General features: G+C 50.0%; 13 protein-coding genes. 2 read left to right on the forward strand and 11 right to left on the reverse strand.

Features of this window, described 5'->3' with window-relative positions; genetic code table 11:
- Positions 1 to 24 precede the first annotated feature (24 nt).
- The 11 genes from CCC32_RS05585 to CCC32_RS05635 all read right to left on the reverse strand — a co-directional run bounded on the left by CCC32_RS05585 (position 25) and on the right by CCC32_RS05635 (position 14,740).
- Complete coding sequence (locus CCC32_RS05585) at positions 25 to 3,279, reverse strand: efflux RND transporter permease subunit (protein WP_287072890.1); 3,255 nt, start codon at positions 3,277 to 3,279, stop codon at positions 25 to 27.
- Between the two features lie 196 nt (positions 3,280 to 3,475).
- Complete coding sequence (locus CCC32_RS05590; RefSeq protein WP_287072892.1) at positions 3,476 to 4,678, reverse strand: efflux RND transporter periplasmic adaptor subunit; 1,203 nt, start codon at positions 4,676 to 4,678, stop codon at positions 3,476 to 3,478.
- A gap of 711 nt (positions 4,679 to 5,389) precedes the next feature.
- The gene (ltrA, locus tag CCC32_RS05595) at positions 5,390 to 6,796 is read right to left on the reverse strand and encodes a group II intron reverse transcriptase/maturase (protein WP_287072881.1); all 1,407 of its coding nucleotides are present in this window, start codon (positions 6,794 to 6,796) and stop codon (positions 5,390 to 5,392) included.
- Between the two features lie 547 nt (positions 6,797 to 7,343).
- Positions 7,344 to 8,768 (reverse strand): CCA tRNA nucleotidyltransferase, encoded by a 1,425-nt coding sequence (locus tag CCC32_RS05600; RefSeq protein WP_022315662.1) that lies wholly within the window; start codon positions 8,766 to 8,768, stop codon positions 7,344 to 7,346.
- A 255-nt stretch (positions 8,769 to 9,023) separates the two neighbouring features.
- Positions 9,024 to 9,743 carry a DUF4840 domain-containing protein gene (locus CCC32_RS05605; RefSeq protein WP_287072894.1) on the reverse strand — a complete coding sequence of 240 codons (720 nt, stop codon included), beginning with the start codon at positions 9,741 to 9,743 and terminating at the stop codon, positions 9,024 to 9,026.
- A gap of 138 nt (positions 9,744 to 9,881) precedes the next feature.
- Complete coding sequence (gene folE, locus CCC32_RS05610) at positions 9,882 to 10,460, reverse strand: GTP cyclohydrolase I FolE (protein ID WP_022315664.1); 579 nt, start codon at positions 10,458 to 10,460, stop codon at positions 9,882 to 9,884.
- A 98-nt stretch (positions 10,461 to 10,558) separates the two neighbouring features.
- Positions 10,559 to 11,293, reverse strand: coding sequence for an SPOR domain-containing protein (locus CCC32_RS05615; RefSeq protein ID WP_022315665.1), 735 nt, complete (start codon positions 11,291 to 11,293; stop codon positions 10,559 to 10,561).
- 95 nt (positions 11,294 to 11,388) lie between these two features.
- Positions 11,389 to 12,144, reverse strand: a complete 756-nt coding sequence (gene tpiA / locus CCC32_RS05620; protein WP_022315666.1) for a triose-phosphate isomerase — start codon at positions 12,142 to 12,144, stop codon at positions 11,389 to 11,391.
- A 33-nt stretch (positions 12,145 to 12,177) separates the two neighbouring features.
- Complete coding sequence (locus tag CCC32_RS05625) at positions 12,178 to 13,542, reverse strand: BT_3928 family protein (RefSeq protein WP_502705605.1); 1,365 nt, start codon at positions 13,540 to 13,542, stop codon at positions 12,178 to 12,180.
- Positions 13,539 to 14,093, reverse strand: a complete 555-nt coding sequence (locus tag CCC32_RS05630; protein ID WP_022315668.1) for a DUF1599 domain-containing protein — start codon at positions 14,091 to 14,093, stop codon at positions 13,539 to 13,541. The genes CCC32_RS05625 and CCC32_RS05630 overlap by 4 nt, the downstream gene beginning before the upstream one ends.
- A 203-nt stretch (positions 14,094 to 14,296) precedes the next feature.
- Positions 14,297 to 14,740 carry an outer membrane protein assembly factor BamD gene (locus CCC32_RS05635; RefSeq protein WP_042517091.1) on the reverse strand — a complete coding sequence of 148 codons (444 nt, stop codon included), beginning with the start codon at positions 14,738 to 14,740 and terminating at the stop codon, positions 14,297 to 14,299.
- Between the two features lie 436 nt (positions 14,741 to 15,176).
- Here CCC32_RS05635 and gmd point away from each other — a divergent pair, with 436 nt between their 5' ends.
- Together gmd and CCC32_RS05645 are read left to right on the forward strand one after the other, a co-directional pair.
- Positions 15,177 to 16,268 (forward strand): GDP-mannose 4,6-dehydratase, encoded by a 1,092-nt coding sequence (gene gmd, locus CCC32_RS05640; RefSeq protein ID WP_022315670.1) that lies wholly within the window; start codon positions 15,177 to 15,179, stop codon positions 16,266 to 16,268.
- A gap of 36 nt (positions 16,269 to 16,304) precedes the next feature.
- On the forward strand, positions 16,305 to 17,513 hold the full coding sequence (locus tag CCC32_RS05645) for a GDP-L-fucose synthase family protein (protein ID WP_022315671.1): 1,209 nt from the start codon (positions 16,305 to 16,307) through the stop codon (positions 17,511 to 17,513).
- Positions 17,514 to 17,670 lie beyond the last annotated feature (157 nt).

Genomic DNA, 17,670 nt, shown 5'->3' on the forward strand with positions numbered 1-17,670 from the left:
TCCGATGGGACTGGATATATTATTTTATTTCTTTGAGTTCTTGTCGATCTGTGCCTGCAGCGCACCAGCCACATATGGGTTGGTATACTGTTTCACCTCGGAGTCAACAGAAGCATTGTCGCCCTCAAACTCGATAGGCTTGATCTTCTCCTGCAATGTCTGGAAGATGTAGAACAACGCTGGAACGACCATAATCTGGCAGAGCATACCGATGAGCATACCACCTACGGCTGCCGCTCCGAGTGTCATGTTTCCGTTGTAGCCTACGCCCCATGGCATGAGCAATGGCAACAGACCGATGATCATGGCGAGCGAAGTCATCAGGATAGGACGCAGACGGGCAGAAGCTCCGAGCACTGCCGACCATGAGATGGCCATACCCGTGCGACGGCGTTCAAGGGCGAACTGCACGATAAGGATGGCGTTCTTGGCGAGAAGTCCCATAAGCATGATGAGCGCGATCTGCATGTAGATGTCGTTGTTCTTACCAAACATGTTGGTGAAGAGGAACGCTCCGGCAAGACCAAACGGAATAGAGAGGATTACCGAAAGCGGCAGTACATACGATTCATACTGTGCCGAGAGAATCAGGTATACGAAGGTGAGACACAACGCGAAGATTATCGCAGTGGAGTTGCTTGATTCCTGCTCTGTACGTGTCAGACCTGAGAACTCGTATGTGTAACCGGCTGGCAATGTGGTCTTTGCCACCTCGTCCATAGCCTTGATGGCATCACCGGTAGAATATCCGTCGGCAGCAGAAGCGTTCACGTTGATAGAGGTAAACAGGTTGAAACGGTCGATCTCCTGTGGACCATATACACGCTCCAGGTTTACATACTCCTGGATAGGAGCCATCTGACCAGTCTGAGTGCGCACGTAGATGTTTGCAAGACTCTTCAGGTCGGCACGGTCTTTCGGCTCTGACTGGATATACACACGGTAGAGCTTACCGTATGAGTTGAAGTTGCTTGCATACATACCTCCGTAGTATCCCTGCATGGTGGTGAGCACCGTGCTTGGGTCGATACCGCTCTGCTTACACTTGGCAACATCGACATCAATCTTATACTGTGGATATTTAGTGTTGTATGATGTCATGGCATTGCTGATTTCAGGACGCTTGTTGAGCTCACCGATGAACTTCTGGGTGATGTCATAGAACTTGTTCACATCGCCACCGGTGCGGTCCTGCATAGAGAATGTCATACCGTTGGTAGCAGAGAATCCCTGCACCATAGGCGGCTGGAAGGCAAGAATCTGCGCTCCCTTGATGGCTGCCGTCTGCTTGTATATCATACCGAGCACCATACCGGAACCGAGGTTGTGCACACCGATATACTTCAGCGGTCCCTCAAGTTTCTGACGCTCCTCGAATGACTTCAGCTTGATGATGAACGTACCCTGGTTGGATCCCTGGCCGGCGATGAAGTTGTATCCCGTGATACGCATACGGCTGGCGATGGCAGGGTTGGTGGCGAGCATACGGTCCACCTCGTCCATCACCTCGTTGGTCTTCTTCATTGAAGTTCCTGGAGGAGTGGAAACGGTACAGAATACAGTACCTGTATCTTCGTCAGGCACAAGACCTGTCTTTGTGGTTGACATGAGTACTGCCATTACTGCGATACCGACAATGACAGAACCTATTGCGATAACCGGACGCTCAACCAAGCGACGCACGCCCTTGGTGTACTTAGCCTGCACCTTTCCATAGGCAGCGTTGAACGAAGCATGGAAACGGTCTACCATCGACATCTTGCGCTCTGAACCGTCCTCGTTCTTAGGCTTCAGCAACATTGCACAAAGCGCTGGAGAAAGAGTCAAGGCGTTGAGGGCTGAAATGATGATGGAGATGGCCATCGTTATACCAAACTCACGATAGAAGGTTCCTGACGTACCACCCATGAAAGACACCGGCACGAACACTGATGCCATAACGAGGGTGATGGAGATGATGGCGCCCGAAATCTCGTTCATGGCATCGATAGAAGCTGTCGTCGCCGACTTGTATCCAAGGTCGAGCTTGGCATGGACAGCCTCGACCACCACGATGGCGTCATCGACCACGATGGCGATGGCAAGCACGAGGGCGGCGAGCGTCAAGAGGTTCAGCGAGAAGCCGAACACATACAGGAAGAAGAAGGTACCGATCAACGACACTGGCACGGCAATAAGCGGGATGAGCGTCGAACGGGTGTCCTGCAAGAAGATATACACCACGATGAACACGAGCACGAATGCCTCGAAGAGGGTCTTGATGAGGTCTTCGATAGAAGCGAAGAGGAACTCGGTAACGTCCTGCATGATATCGAAGTGGATGCCAGGAGGCATTGTTGCTTCCTGCTCTTTCAGCAGCTTCTTGATGTTTGTAGCAATTTCTGTAGCGTTAGAACCGGCAGTCTGTGTCACCATCATGGTTACAGACGGCTTGCCGTTGTTCTTTGACTCCACGCTGTATGAGAGGGCTCCCATCTCCACGCGTGCCACGTCCTTCACACGGATGGTCTGTCCGTCTTGTGTAGACTTTATGATCATGTCGCCGAACTCCTCTGGAGTCTTCAGACGACCTTTGTAACGGAAGGTGTACTGATACTGGTTGTCAGACGATTCGCCCACAGAACCAGGAGCTGCCTCGATGTTCTGCTGAGCCAGCACTCCTGTGAGGTCGGCAGGAATCAGTCCGTAGCTTTTCATCTTCACCGGGTCTATCCAGAGACGCATGGTGTAGTCTTTCTGGGAGAAACACTGACACTCACCCACACCGTTCACACGCTTGATGGCAGGAATGACGTTGATGTTTGCATAGTTGGTGAGAAACTTGTCGTCGTAGCGGTCGTCGTCGGCAGTAAGACCGAAAAGAATCACCGTTGACGACTGGCGCTTCATCACCGTCACACCGGCCTTGGTAACCTCGGCTGGCAGAAGAGCTGACGCCTGTGACACACGGTTCTGAACGTTCACCTGACACATGTCGGCATTCATACCCTGCTTGAAGAACACTGTGATGGAAGCCGAACCGTCGTTTGTTGCAGAAGAGGTCATGTATGTCATTCCCTCCACACCGTTGATTGACTCCTCCAAAGGAGCAAGCACGGAATTAAGCACTGTCTGCGAGTTGGCACCCGTATATGAGGCACGCACCATGATGGTAGGAGGCGCCATGTTCGGGTACTGCTCGATTGGCAGCGAAATGAGTCCGATGACACCGAGAATCACTATCAGGATAGAGATCACGGTGGAGAGCACCGGGCGTTTGATAAATGTATCTAATCTCATTGTTGTAATTTTATTTAGGTTGACGAGTTGGCAAGTAGACAAGCTGACAAGTCAGCCGGAGATCCGACAGGCCGGCTTATCTGCAAGAAGCATTACATCAACTGCCTGTCAGCAATCATGGCTGCCTAAATCATCCACTACCCTTTTTGACGGGTCATGCGAGGACTCCTTGCCATTTCGTCTCTTCTCTACTTGTTTATTTTCCGAAAGCCTTCTTCAGCTTGCTCAGGTCGCCCTGGTCAGCGCCCATAGCCTCGGTCTTCTTCAGTTTCTCCTGATATTGTGCCTCTGTGAGAGGAGTGATCTTCTGTCCGTCGGTAAGACCTGAGATACCGTTCATCACGATACGGTCGCCTGCCTTCAGGCCACTCTCGATGATGTAGTTCTTGCCGTCGTTGTTAGGATTCACGGTCACAGGGGTGTATTTCACCTTGTTGCCCTCGCCAACTACGTATACGAAGAACTTGTCCTGAACCTGAGATACGGCATCCTGCGGGATGATGATAGCCGAAGAAGACACATGTGGCACCACGATGCTGCCAGAAGCGCCGCTCTTGAGCAGATGCTCAGGGTTAGGGAAGTCGGCACGCATAGAAACGGTACCTGTAGTAGGGTCGATCACGCCGCTCACTGTAGCCACATGTCCGTCGTGGTTGTATACAGTTCCGTCAGCGAGCTGCAGCTTCACGGCTGGATAATCCTTGATTGCAGCATTGATACCGCCAACGCCCTTTGTCATGTCCAGAAGGTCTTTCTCTGTTACTGAGAAATACACCTGCATAGTGCCGATGCTCGACACAGTGGTGAGTGGCTGCTGGCTTGAAGCGCTCACCAATGCGCCCACACGGTATGGCAGATCGCCTACGACACCGTTGGCAGGACTGGTGATATAGCAGAAGTCGAGGTTCTGCTTGGCTGATACATAAGCTGCTTCGGCCTGTGCCACGGCAGCATAGGCTGCCTCGAGATTGTTCTTTGATGACTGAAGCTCGTAAGTACCGATAACGTTGTTCTTGAAGAGCTTCTCATTGTTTGAGTATGTCAGCTTGGCTGTATTGAGCTGAGCCTTTGCTGTGTTCACGGCTGCCCTTGCCTGGCGCACGGCTGCCTGGTAGGTCTCGTTGTCGATGACGAAGAGGAGCTGGCCTTTCTTCACTGCCTGACCTTCATGCACACACAACTTGGTGATGAATCCAGACACCTTAGGACGAATCTCCACGTCCTGCACTCCCTTTATCGTAGCAGGATAGGTGGTCTGCAGCTCTGCTGACTGCACACCTACTGTCCTTACCGCATATTCGTCGTCGCCGAAATCCGGTTTTCCACTTTTCTTGCCTCCGCCGCATGACACGAGCACTGCGGCAAGCAACAGAATAAATAAATTACTCTTTTTCTTCATACCTATTTATAATATTAATGTTTTCTATGTATGTAAAATTATATATGTAATGATTTGTATATTATATATGTAAAACTACCTAATATTTCTTTTTTGATTTATCCGCCCCGGCTGCTGATGGCATTCACATGCTAAAGCAAATTTCCAGCGGATCATTTGTAGAAAACCCGAATACAGGTTTCAGTTTTCAGATGCAAAATTAGCCATTATTCTTCATACTATGATGGCATGTCAATGATTATTGTTTTGTTTTAACTAAATTTTAAGGAAAACGGAAAAGCCATCAGTCACAATGGTCACGCCACAAGAACTTTGGAACACTGGCAGCAGAAAACTGCATCAAGCCATCATGCCGTTTGTGGGTTGAAATCCAAACAAATATTTCAATAAATGGGCAACATGCTTGCCCATGTTGGGTAAGCACCGTTCTCAAGTGGGGCAAGCAGCGTGCCCCACTTGGGCAGATTTCACGCTCAACCGCTGCCCGATATTCTTATTTATTGACATTCATGGCTTCAGGAATTGTACAGCGCATATAAGCATCTGTATACACTGGCGGCACGGATACGCTTACGTTTCCTGTTGATTTTTGAAAAGACAAAAGCTCATGCTTCACTTAATCGAGTAGGAGGAAAACGAAGCAGTTTTCTTCCTACTTTCGTTTTCCGACCTCTCACACCACCGTACGTGCGGTTCCGCATACGGCGGTTCCTATTTTGGATACCATTCGAGATATGCCTCCATTAAAGTAGCATACCCTGCGGAGCGTAGTTTATTGTTATCTATCGCCCTTTTTAGAACAGGGCTGTCAGCTATTCGCCAATAGCCCTTGCGAGTATTACCCCATTCGTATGCTTGGTATTTACTAATGCCACATCTGATGAGGTTTGCCACTTTTGTCTTGACTTTCTTCCAAGCTTTCCATATACACATGCGTATTCGACGTCTTAACCATTCATCAGTATCAAGTAAGAGACGTTTCATATTAGCAAGATGATAATAGCCGACCCACCCTCTTATGTATTCTTTCAGCTTTTGCTTTCTCTTGGCGTATCCCCATCCGTTGCTGCGACTTGTCAATTCTTTCAACCTTGATTTCATCTTGGCTTTGGACTTTGGGTGCACTGTGAGTTGGCATTTGCCCTTCATCACATAAAAGGAGTAGCCGAGGTATTTCACTCCGCGCACATACGACACTACGGTCTTTTCCTTGTTGACTTTGAGATATAGAGTATTCTCTATAAATCGGGTTATAGACTCCTTCACTCGCATTGCTGCCCTCTTGGACTTACAAAATATCATCGAGTCATCTGCATAGCGTACAAAGGGAAGCCCTCTGCGTTCAAGTTCTTTATCCAATTCATTGAGCATGATGTTGCTCAACAACGGACTTAGCGGTCCTCCTTGGGGAGTTCCTTCCTCACTCGCTTCAAACAAGCCTTTGTTCATTACACCACTTCGGAGATATTTGTGTATAAGACTGACAACTCTGCCGTCTTTTATCGTACGGCTGAGGATTTCTATGAGCTTGCTATGGCTCACGGTGTCGAAGAAGCGTTCAAGGTCAAGGTCTACTACATAGGTGTAGCCCTCGTTGATTATCCTTTGCGCTCCACGCAGTGCATCATGGCATCCCCTTCTCGGTCGGAAGCCGTAGCTTGTCTTGGAGAATTGGTTCTCATAGATAGGAGTCAGTACTTGGTTGATGGCTTGTTGCACCACACGGTCTACTACTGTAGGTATTCCCAACAGGCGCATCTTGCCGTTGTCTTTGGGTATTTCTACCCTTTTCACTGGGTTCGGACGGTAAGAGCCGTCCATCAAGGAACGGATGAGCACATCCTTGTTGGTCATGAGCCATGGGAGCAACTGCTCGCATGACATCTTGTCGATACCACCACAGCCTTTGTTTCTCATAACAGCCTTGTAGGCTCGGTTGAGATTGGAAGGACTGAGGATTTGCTCGAAAAGGTGCTCCTTGTCGAATGGTACTTCCACGATGTTGTCTTCACACATCCACATGAAGGTCTGCACTCCCCCATACCATTCGGTTTCCGACCTATCTCTTTGGGGGCAGCCATTAACTTGGGATAATGTTTTCTGCATTCTTTCCTTCATGAGGTATGTTTCAATTACTATCGTTTAATTGTTAGGTTCAGCCCTTCGTGCAACGTTATCGACTATTGCACTACTATGGCGTCTGCTGACTTCTCACGGTAAGCTTTACTCCGCTTCTTTCGTAAAAAAAACTATTTGAAGCGTCCGTGAGACCTCCTCGGATAAGGGCATTGTCTTTCCATCTTATACCCACTTCATTTACACCGACCGTTCCGAATAGCTATGGGGCTTTGGTCTGTGTTGCAACCTTACCCACGGTCATATGCCTTGTATGAAGTTTCTGTACGTTAGGTCAGATGTTTGCCACCGGCTTCTTTCAGATTTCACCTCACGATGAACACCCTTGCCTTTGGCTATGTAATTCCCGCTATTAAGGCTTACTCGGGACTTGCACCCGTTAGACAATGCTCGTGCCGAGCATACAACAAAAATCGGTCATTAGAACGTTTAATGGCATTTTACATGCACCGCTTGTTCTAATGACCGATTTTGAAAAAAATGTGTCGAGAGTTTATAATCTGATTCCACTCAATGTATCAGAAAGGACTCAGCACAGTCCCATAGCCTTCGCCTTTTCCATCAGCAGCTGCATCAGCGGTTCTCGCTCGTTAGCCACTTTGTTGTCGAGTACGGCATTCTTCAGCGTCTGCTTCAGCGTGCCCACCTCTCTCGATGGTTTGAGATGGAACATCTCCATTATCTCGTTGCCGTCGATTACCGGTTGCAGCAAGCGTTTGAAGTCCTTTTCCTTAAGGTCAGTGAGTTTCTCGCGCACCATACGGAAATTCTCGAGGAACTGCTGCTTGCGCACCTGGTTTTTGCTCGTGATGTCTGCCTCGCAGAGAATCATCAAGTCATCGATATCGTCGCCGGCATCATTGATGAGTCGGCGCACGGCGCTGTCGGTCACCACATCATCGGCGATGGCGATGGGGCGCATGTGCAGGTCGACGAGTTTCTGCACGTATTTCATCTTGGCATCCATCGGAAGCTTCATCCTGCGGAATATCTCCGGCACCATCTTGGCACCGATGAAGTTGTGGTTGTGGAATGTCCATCCGGCAATGGGGTCCCAGCGCTTGCTGCGCGCTTTTCCGATGTCGTGCATGAGGGCTGCCCAGCGCAGCCACAGATTGTCGCTCCGGCGGCTAACGTTGTCGAGCACCTCAAGTGTGTGATAGAAGTTATTCTTGTGTGCCCTGCCGTTTTTGGTCTCTATGATATCGAGAGCGCTAAGCTCCGGCATTATCAGCGGCAGCAGTCCGCAACGCTGCAGGTCGACGAACCCCTTGCTCGGTGTCTTGGTCATCATTATCTTGTTCAGCTCCTCTTCCACTCTCTCTCCGCTAATGATCTTTATCCTGTCGGCATTGCGCTGCAGCGCGTCGAAGGTCTCTTCTTCTATAAAGAAGTTGAGCTGTGTGGCGAAACGTATGCAGCGCAGCATGCGCAGCGGGTCGTCGGAGAATGTGATGTCGGGATCGAGGGGTGTGCGTATGATGCCGTCTTCCATGTCGTATACTCCGTCGAAGGGATCCACGAGCTCGCCGAAGCGGTCTTTGTTCAGGCATACGGCAAGTGCATTGATGGTGAAGTCGCGACGGTTCTGGTCGTCTTCGAGCGTACCGTCTTCAACGATCGGCTTTCGTGACCCACGGGTGTAGCTCTCACGGCGGGCGCCTACGAACTCAACTTCCGTTCCCTTGTATTTCACCTGTGCCGTTCCGAAATTGCGGAACACGGAGATATGAGCCTTCCTGCCGAGCGACCGCCTCAGTGCGTCGGCCACCTTTATTCCACTGCCCACCACCACGACGTCAATGTCGTTTGACGGGCGCTCAAGAAAGAGGTCGCGCACGTAGCCCCCCACTACATAGCACTCCAGTCCGAGGGAGTCGGCTGCATCTGAAATTTTATGGAATATTTCTTTGTCAAGTATTTGTGCCAGTTCGGCGTCACTCAATAGTCTCATATACTGTATATAAATAAAAGCGGCTGCAAAGTTAATGATTTTGTATAAGATTATGAAATTTAGCCAATGACAAAATACAGACAGGTGGCATTTTAACTCAAATCGGCAATTAGGGCTTGCTTGGATTTTGATTTTTAGAAGAGCGGATTTTGTTTTTTAGAGAATGGATTGGGGAAACAAAAAAACTGCCGCAGCAAGTGACTATCCATGTAGTCAACCTGCTGCGGCAGTATATCTCATGTCTGCAATATGCTTTTATTTCTCTCCGTTGAACTCGAAGATGAGATCCTGGAGTTCTGTTCCGGTAGAGTTGTTGTCGTAGAGAGCCTTTCCGTCGAGGAGCTTGTCCTTGCCGTTCACGTCCTTACCGTCGTAGATGGCAGCCTCGTAGATCTGGATATAGTTCTTGTTGGAACTGTAGATACCTCTTGTCATGCTGATGAAGGCGATGGCAATGTCGTGTGATGCACCACCGAAGTTGAGCGTCATTCTTACGGGGTTTGGAGCCACATAGTAATACAAGAAGTTGTTCTTGGCGGTGAAGATGCTGAAGTTCATCTTCAGATCCATCGTTCCCACTTCCTCAGCAGACTTCACGATTTCGTCGTTGCGCTTCAGCTTGGCGAGTTCGTCGGCAGAGAGTTCTGCGAGCTGCTGCTCGGTATAGTTCTTCGTTACAGGCAATGACTTGAAGAAGAGCTTCACAGGGAAGTCGTAGATGGTGATGGTGTTGTCGAGCGACATCTTTGTGGTGACAACGAGCGAGTCAACCTGCTTGGGGTATTTCGTCTTGTCGATGTTCTTGTCAAACCAGTACATCTTTCCTCTGTATGTTCCGGCTGCGTTCATGAGCCAGTTCTGCTTCTCCTTGTCTGAGAGCTGTTCATCGTCGTTGCTGTCGAGACATGACACCATTGTCATAGAGACCATCAATGACATAAGCATCAATGGCAGTAGTTTTCTTAGTTTCTTCATATTACAAATAATTTTTATTTCATTTTTTACCTGTAAAACTCCGATGATGTCATTTCATTGCATGGCAACGGTATATTTTTTCTGTCTGGTATGGAGGATATTCCACCGAGCCTCACTGCCGGCACCGGCTGCAGGGCATCACTTATGGATGAGGTTCATGAACTCCTGACGGGTCTTTGCCTGTTCGAAGGCACCGCAGAAGTCGCTGGTTGTGGTGATGGAGTTCTGCTTCTCCACGCCTCTCATCTGCATGCACATGTGTTTAGCCTCAACCACCACGATTACGCCCTGTGGATGCAAAGTCTCGTTAATGCAGTCTTTTATCTGCTGCGTCATTCTCTCCTGCACCTGCAGACGATGGCTGAAGATGTCTACCACGCGCGCTATCTTGCTCAGTCCGGTGATGTATCCGTTGGGGATATACGCCACGTGCACCTTTCCATAGAACGGCAGCATGTGGTGCTCGCAGAGCGAGAAGAAGTCGATGTCCTTCACGATTACCATCTGGTTGTATTCTTCCTTGAAGAGTGCGTCGGTAAGCACTTTGTGTGCGTCCTGCGTATATCCGCGTGTCAGCACTTGCATCGCCTTGGCTACGCGCATCGGCGTCTTGAGCAGTCCCTCACGCTCCGTGTCTTCACCGAGCAGGTTAAGAATGCTCTTGTAGTTCTCCGCCAGCTGGTCGAGCCCGGGGCGGAATTCTGTTTCGGGATTCATTATATTGTTTTATTTTAGTTTACTTATTAATGATGTGTAATACCCTTCGTTGTGGGGAGTAAAGGCGGGAACTGACTTTTCTCAGCCGACGGGACAGATCAGTATGCCACTGTAATCTTTCCCTTCACGATGCAAGCCTGTTTGTAGCCCATCGCCTTGATGCCTCTGAGAATCTGTTCCGCCTCTCCGTATGACCGGAAGTTGCCCACCCGGCATATCCATCGCGGAGAATAGAAATGCACGTAGACTGGCTGGTCGGGGTATTTCATCTTTATGTCGTTGCCTATGCGATTTGCCTTCTCGCGGTCGGCTCTGGAATTTCCTCCTGAATATGCCTGGATGCGATAGCCGGTCACCTTGCGGCTGTTGCGCATCATCTTCTTGCTGGTGTCTACAGGCTGCTGGCTGTCAACAGGCTGGCGGTCCTGGCTTCTGTGTGTGTTGTTTGCTTCGGCAGAAGGGTTCTTGTGCTCCGTGGAGTCTCCACGGTGATGCTCTCCTGCAGTATTCTTGTTGGGAGCCGCGGTGTGGTTTTCTTTCTTTTCCGTGGCAGCCGTATGGTGGTCTTTCTTGTCGGCAGGAACATGGGTCTTGTTTTTCTTGTCTTTGTCGTCCTGAGGCACGACGTTCTGACCTGCCTTCTGCTTAGAGGCCTGTTCCTGTGCGTATTTCAGTTTGGCGTTGTTCACCAAGTTGTCTATATCGGCACTTTGCGTCACGGTAATCTTTCCCTCTCCCGGCTTGGATTTCTGCAGGTCGTTGAGGAATGTCTGTGCCTTGGCGCTGGTGGCGAGGCATACCGTGAATACTAATATAGCGATGAACTGTTTCATGTTTGTCTTTTTGCTTTAATATAAAAAGGAGAGTCCTCTGCCGCCAATGCCGTTTGCAGGCATTCTGCGACAGGGGATACTCTCGTATTCAATTATTATCGTGCGTCGATGATACCCTTGAAGTCGGCAGCCTTCAGAGAAGCTCCACCGATGAGTCCACCGTCGATGTCTGGCTTTGCAAACAGCTCTGGAGCGTTGCTTGCCTTGCAGCTTCCACCATAGAGGATGGTAGTGTCGTCGGCTACTTCCTTGCCATACTTGTCGGCAATCACGCTGCGGATGTATGCGTGGATCTCCTCTGCCTGGTCGGCAGTGGCGGTCTTGCCTGTACCGATAGCCCAGATTGGCTCGTAGGCAACGATGATGTTCTTGAATTCTTCTGCTGAGAGGTTGAACACGCTTCCTTCGAGTTCTGCCTTCACAACCTCGTTCTGCTTGTTTGCCTCACGCTCCTCAAGACTCTCGCCGATGCAGAAGATTACCTTCAGACCGTTTTTCAGCGCCAGGAGCACTTTCTCCTTCAGTACCTCTGGAGTATCATTGTAATAGCCTCTGCGCTCTGAGTGACCGATGATGACATACTGTGCACCGGTGCTCTTCACCATCTCTGCTGACACCTCGCCGGTGTATGCGCCCTTCTCCTTGTCGGCGCAGTTTTCGGCTCCAAGACCGATTACACTCTGATCGAGGAACTGTGCGATGCTTGCCAGATGGATGAATGGAGTGCAGATTATCACTCCGCAGTTTGGCTTCTGTGCTGTCAGTGTGTCGTTAAGCTCCTTTGCCAGAGCAACTCCGTCTTGCAGGTTCATGTTCATCTTCCAGTTTCCTGCTACAATTTTCTTTCTCATTTCCTTTTACTTTTGCTAATAATTAAAATGATGTTATCCCTCGTCTGCGACGGGGGTGTTGTTGTCTTTGTCAGTAGAATCACTTCCGCCTGTCTGTCCTGCCGCCGACTTCTGTTTTCTGAAGCGGCGCGTCCATGCCCATGTCCTGTCGGCAAGCGACAGGATGAACAGCGGAAGGAAGAACCACAGCAGCGACAGGCATATTTTCTTGCCCAGCGATGTGACTGAGAGCTTGCCCTCGGGCAGTTTGTCGAGCGGCGCCGACTCGTCGTCGAGCTGCGGCAGTTGGTTGTGGCTCCATTTGCCTATCACCACTCCGTCTTTCAGCAACAGCAGTCCGGGATTGCTTCTGACGATTGTCTTCAGCGTGGTCTCGTCGGTGAAGAGGAACGGGTATTCGGCTCCCGTCATGTCCCGCCAGCGGTCTATCGCCTTGGCGTTGCTTGCCGTGAGGCAGTAGAAGCGGTATTTATGCGCCTGGGCATAGTCGTAGAGTTGGTTCATGTTGCCGAAGTATGAGTCGTTGGCATTCTCCAGATGTGGCGACACGAGCAGGAAGGTGTATCCCTTGGAGGATATCACGTCGTCTGTCATGTCGTCGCCCGTCGTCATGTCTTCCATGCTGAAGTCATGTATCGGCGGTACGTACCCCTCGCTCGTCTGCACGGTCTTGCTGTCTACGAAAGTCCATGTGGAGTCGGGATAGTTTTCGAGGGTGAACTCCTTGGTCTGTCCGTTTTTCTTCAGTATGAAGGTGGTCTCAAACTGTGGCTGCTCTGCTCCGGGCGGTATTTCCATCCCCTTGCGTATGTCGGCACCGATGTGGTATGGACGGAAGTCGAATACCGGCAGTGCATACAGGCAATATGTACTTGTGGCTATGCTATACAGTATGGTATAGTTGATGGCTATCCACTGGTTTGCCTTGCCTATGAACCTCACCATGGCGCACGGCCATTTACACACGACGATGGAGGCGGCGAGCAGCACGATGTTCTTGAGGAGCGTCTCACCGTTGGTGAGTTTCAATGCATCGCCGAAACATCCGCAGTCTTTCACGGGATCGGCTATAGCTATCCATACCGTTATGGCGGTCATCACCGTCATGAAGGCGAGTATCAGCTTGGACACGAGCCTGCGGCGGATGGCAAAGAGCAGGAGGATTCCAAGCGACAGTTCCACGGCAGCCAGCAGCACCGAGGCGCTGAGCGTGAGATAGTCGGGAACGGTCCCTTCGAGATTCACGGCGGCAAGATAGTCGTTCAGCTTATATTGCGTTCCGATGGGGTCTACCGCCTTCACGTAGCCTGAGAACACGAATGTCAGTGCCACCACGAAGCGGCACACGTTGACTCCGATATCTTTTATCGTCTCCTTGTTCATCAGCCTCTTTGTCACTCCCCGTATGTCAGTTTTATCACTCCGAACACGGAGTAGTTTATGATGTCCATATAGTTGGCGTCGATTCCTTCAGAAACGAGGGTTCCTCCGCCAAGGTTCTCTATCTCTTTCACTCGTTCTATCTTTGTCAGGATGAAATCGGTATAGCTGCTCACGCGCATCATACGCCACGCCTCGTCGTAGTCGTGGTTCTTGCGGAGCATGAGCTGCAGGGCCTCAGAGGCATATTTGTCGTATAGCGCCAGGGCCTCATCGTTGGTGATGTCCACGCTGTCGGCAAATCCTTTCTCGAGCTGTATCAGTCCTACGATGCCATAGTTTATCAGCGCCACGAATTCCGAGCGTATGTCGTCTTCAACCATAGCCTTGCCCTTCACCTCGATGCTGCGTATGCGGCGCGCCTTGATGAGGAGCTGGTCGGTGAGCGACGATGGTCGGAGCATTCGCCATGACGCATTGTAGTCGTGTAGCTTCTTCGCAAAGAGCGTGCGACAGCCTTCGAGTGTTTCCTTGAACTGCTTTTCCGTTTCTGGATTTTCCTTAGCCATTGTATGATGCTCTGTTTATGGGTCTTATTTTATTTTTAAATAACTTATCAGGAGTCAATATTGGGGCAAAGTTACACATTAATATTGACAATCAAGTGATTTGGAAAGTTTTTTAACCCAAATCGGCGATTTGAGCGACTATAAGCAATCTCCACTTGTCATTGCCACAGCATTTTCTCCCCTTTTCCCTTTCCGCATACAGACTATCCCTTGCGCTTCTCTCTTATCAGTCTGACCATAGCACACTGGGTATCGAACGCCACCTGAAGGGAGTCTCTCTGCTGGCGCAGTCTGGCGAGCTTGTCGAGGGCTGCATCGCCGTTGCTTCCGGAATGCGAATCCACCACTGCAGCCATACTGTCCAGGCGGCACTGTGCAGTCTGCAGTTGCATATCGAGACGGGCTATTTCCGACTGTGCGAGTTTTTCGGATGCGTCCTGATAGAGTGTCAGCGCCTGACGCCTCTCTTCCACTGCTTCGGGATGAGAGCGGCGGAGGGAGTCAACAAGCCGCAACGACTCTTTGTAGTTCCCTTTGTCATATTGTCCCTGGGCTTCTGTGAGAATGCGCCGGGCCTCTTCCTTGCCATTGTCGGCACATGCCGAAAACAGCGCCAGCGCCAAGGCAAAGCAAATTATCTTTTTCATTTCTTCTTGTTTTTTGCGGACAAAGGTAATGCAAATTCAAGAGCAATGCAAAACAAAAGCGGTTTGATTTCACTTTGTCCCTTCCTTACCCAATCCGGGACAAGTGTATAAAGCCCGAATCGGCCATTGGGACTTGCTCGGATTTTGACTTTTCAGAAGACGCCTTTCACTTGTTTGAAAGAAAAGGTACGAAGCTACGCTCTAATTTCACACACGCATCAAAGACAATTATCAGATAAAAAAAACAGGAATCATCCCAAGAAAAGAGAAATCAGGCAAGAATTTCAACATATTATATAATAATGGCATTTAAACCACAAAATAAGTTGCACATCTTAATTTAGATTTGTAACTTTGCGAGCTGAATGCGCTATTATAACGCTATAATAGCGGATTTTCAACATAAAAAAGGACACAACAGAACAAACAGTTATTTATGAAGAATATAGCTCTTATTACAGGCATCACGGGCCAGGACGGCTCGTTTTTGGCAGAATTCCTGCTCGGTAAAGGATATGAAGTACACGGTACGATACGCCGTTCATCGGTTGACTTCCGTGAGCGCATCGCCCATCTTGAGGGACAGCCACACTTCCATCTGCATTATGCCGACATGGGAGATTCCATGAGCCTCATACAGGTGGTGAGCAAGGTGCGACCCACAGAGATATACAACCTCGCGGCACAGAGCCACGTGCAGGTGAGCTTCGACTCACCGGAGTTCACAGCCGACGTTGACGCAACCGGAGTGCTCAGAGTGCTCGAGGCTGTGCGCCAGTGCGGACTTGCCGACACATGCCGAATATATCAGGCATCGACATCGGAGCTATACGGAAAGGTGGAGGAAGTGCCACAGAACGAAAACACTCCGTTCCATCCATATAGCCCATACGCCGTGGCAAAGCTCTACGGATATTGGATTGTGAAGGAATACCGCGAGGCTTACAATATGTTCTGCTGCTCGGGAATCCTTTTCAACCATGAGAGCGAGCGCAGAGGCGAGACGTTCGTGACACGCAAGATAACACTCGCGGCAGCACGCATCGCACAGGGAAAACAGGAAAAGCTTTACCTGGGCAACCTTTCTTCGCTGCGCGACTGGGGATACGCCAAGGACTACGTGGAGTGTATGTGGCTCATCCTGCAGCATGACAAACCGGAGGACTTCGTCATCGCTACCGGAGTGCAGCACTCTGTGCGTGACTTCTGCTATCTGGCATTCAAGCATGTCGGCATAGAACTGGAATTCAAGGGCGAAGGCGAAAACGAGAAGGGTATCGACAAGAAGACGGGCAAGGTAATCATCGAGGTGTCAAAGGATTTCTATCGCCCTACCGACGTGGTGAATCTCTGGGGAGACCCAACCAAGGCAAAGGCTAAGTTGGGATGGGACCCGGGCAAGACATCGTTTGAGAAGCTCGTCAAAATAATGGTTGACGCCGACATGGCAAAGGTGGCAGTGGAACGCGCCGGAGAGAAGGTGAAGACAAACCTCGCCGAATATCTTGAGAAGGGTATCGTGAAATAATAACACCGATATAGGAATACAAAACACTAATAAAACATGTCATTAGACAAAAGCAGCAAAATCTACATCGCCGGTCACCACGGACTCGTGGGGTCGGCGATATGGAACAATCTTAAGGCAAGGGGATACGAAAACCTGGTGGGACGTTCACACAAAGAGCTGGACCTCACAGACCAATACGCAGTGGAGAAATTCTTCGACGAGGAGAAGCCGGACGCTGTGGTGCTCGCAGCAGCCTTCGTGGGCGGAATAATGGCGAACTCGCTATACCGCGCCGACTTCATCATGCAGAACATGAAGATGCAGTGCAACGTGATAAGCAACGCATATTCGCACGGGGTGAAGAAACTGCTCTTCCTCGGTTCAACTTGCATCTATCCGAAGGATGCGCCACAACCGATGAAGGAGGACGCACTGCTCACCTCACCACTGGAATACACCAACGAGGAATATGCAATAGCAAAGATTGCCGGACTGAAAATGTGTGAGAGCTACAACCTGCAGTATGGCACGAACTATATCGCCGTGATGCCGACGAACCTATATGGACCGAACGACAACTTCCATCTGGAGAACAGCCACGTGATGCCTGCGATGATGCGCAAGATATATCTGGCAAAGCTTATCCACGACGGAGCATGGGACATGATTGAGAAGGATATGGACAAACGACCGATCAACCCAGACGACAAGCTACGCCAGACTATAGGTGAAGGGAACGTGGACGGAAAAAACCCGAAGGACCGCATACTCAAGGCTCTGGAATACTACGGGATATACGACAACAAAGTGGTGCTCTGGGGTACCGGCAAGCCGCTGCGCGAATTTCTGTGGAGCCAAGACATGGCCGACGCCAGTGTACACGTGCTGCTCAACGTGGACTTCAAAGACATCATAGGCATAGAGAAATACAGCTCGGTGTTCTATGGAGCAAAGGTTGACGGAACAGTAGACCGCAACAACAGCGAGGGACGAGGAGGTGCGATACCGCAGCTCGGCGAAATAAGGAACTGCCATATCAACGTGGGCACAGGCAAAGAACTGACAATCAAGGAATTGTCTGAACTTGTGGTAAAAGCAGTAGGATTCGAAGGAACAGTGGAATTCGACGCAAGCAAGCCGGACGGCACACCACGCAAACTCATCGATGTGAGCAAGCTGCACAGTCTGGGATGGACCCACAAGGTGGAGATAGAAGACGGAGTGGAGAAACTGTTCAAGTGGTATAAGGACGGCATCAGCTGACACATGCTTACGAGTCTGCAACAACAGCAAAGGCTCAAAAACTCTGAAAAAAGGAAGAAAAGAAGACTAAATGACGACTGGGAAGAGACACCCCCGACTCGCCGACAATCCGGGGACAATGCATGTCAAAACCTGCATTGCCCCTGACAAAGACGAG

Source organism: Prevotella sp. LMAG:51, from assembly GCF_008680225.1.
In the GTDB taxonomy this organism is placed as follows: Bacteria; Bacteroidota; Bacteroidia; order Bacteroidales; family Bacteroidaceae; genus Prevotella; species Prevotella pectinovora.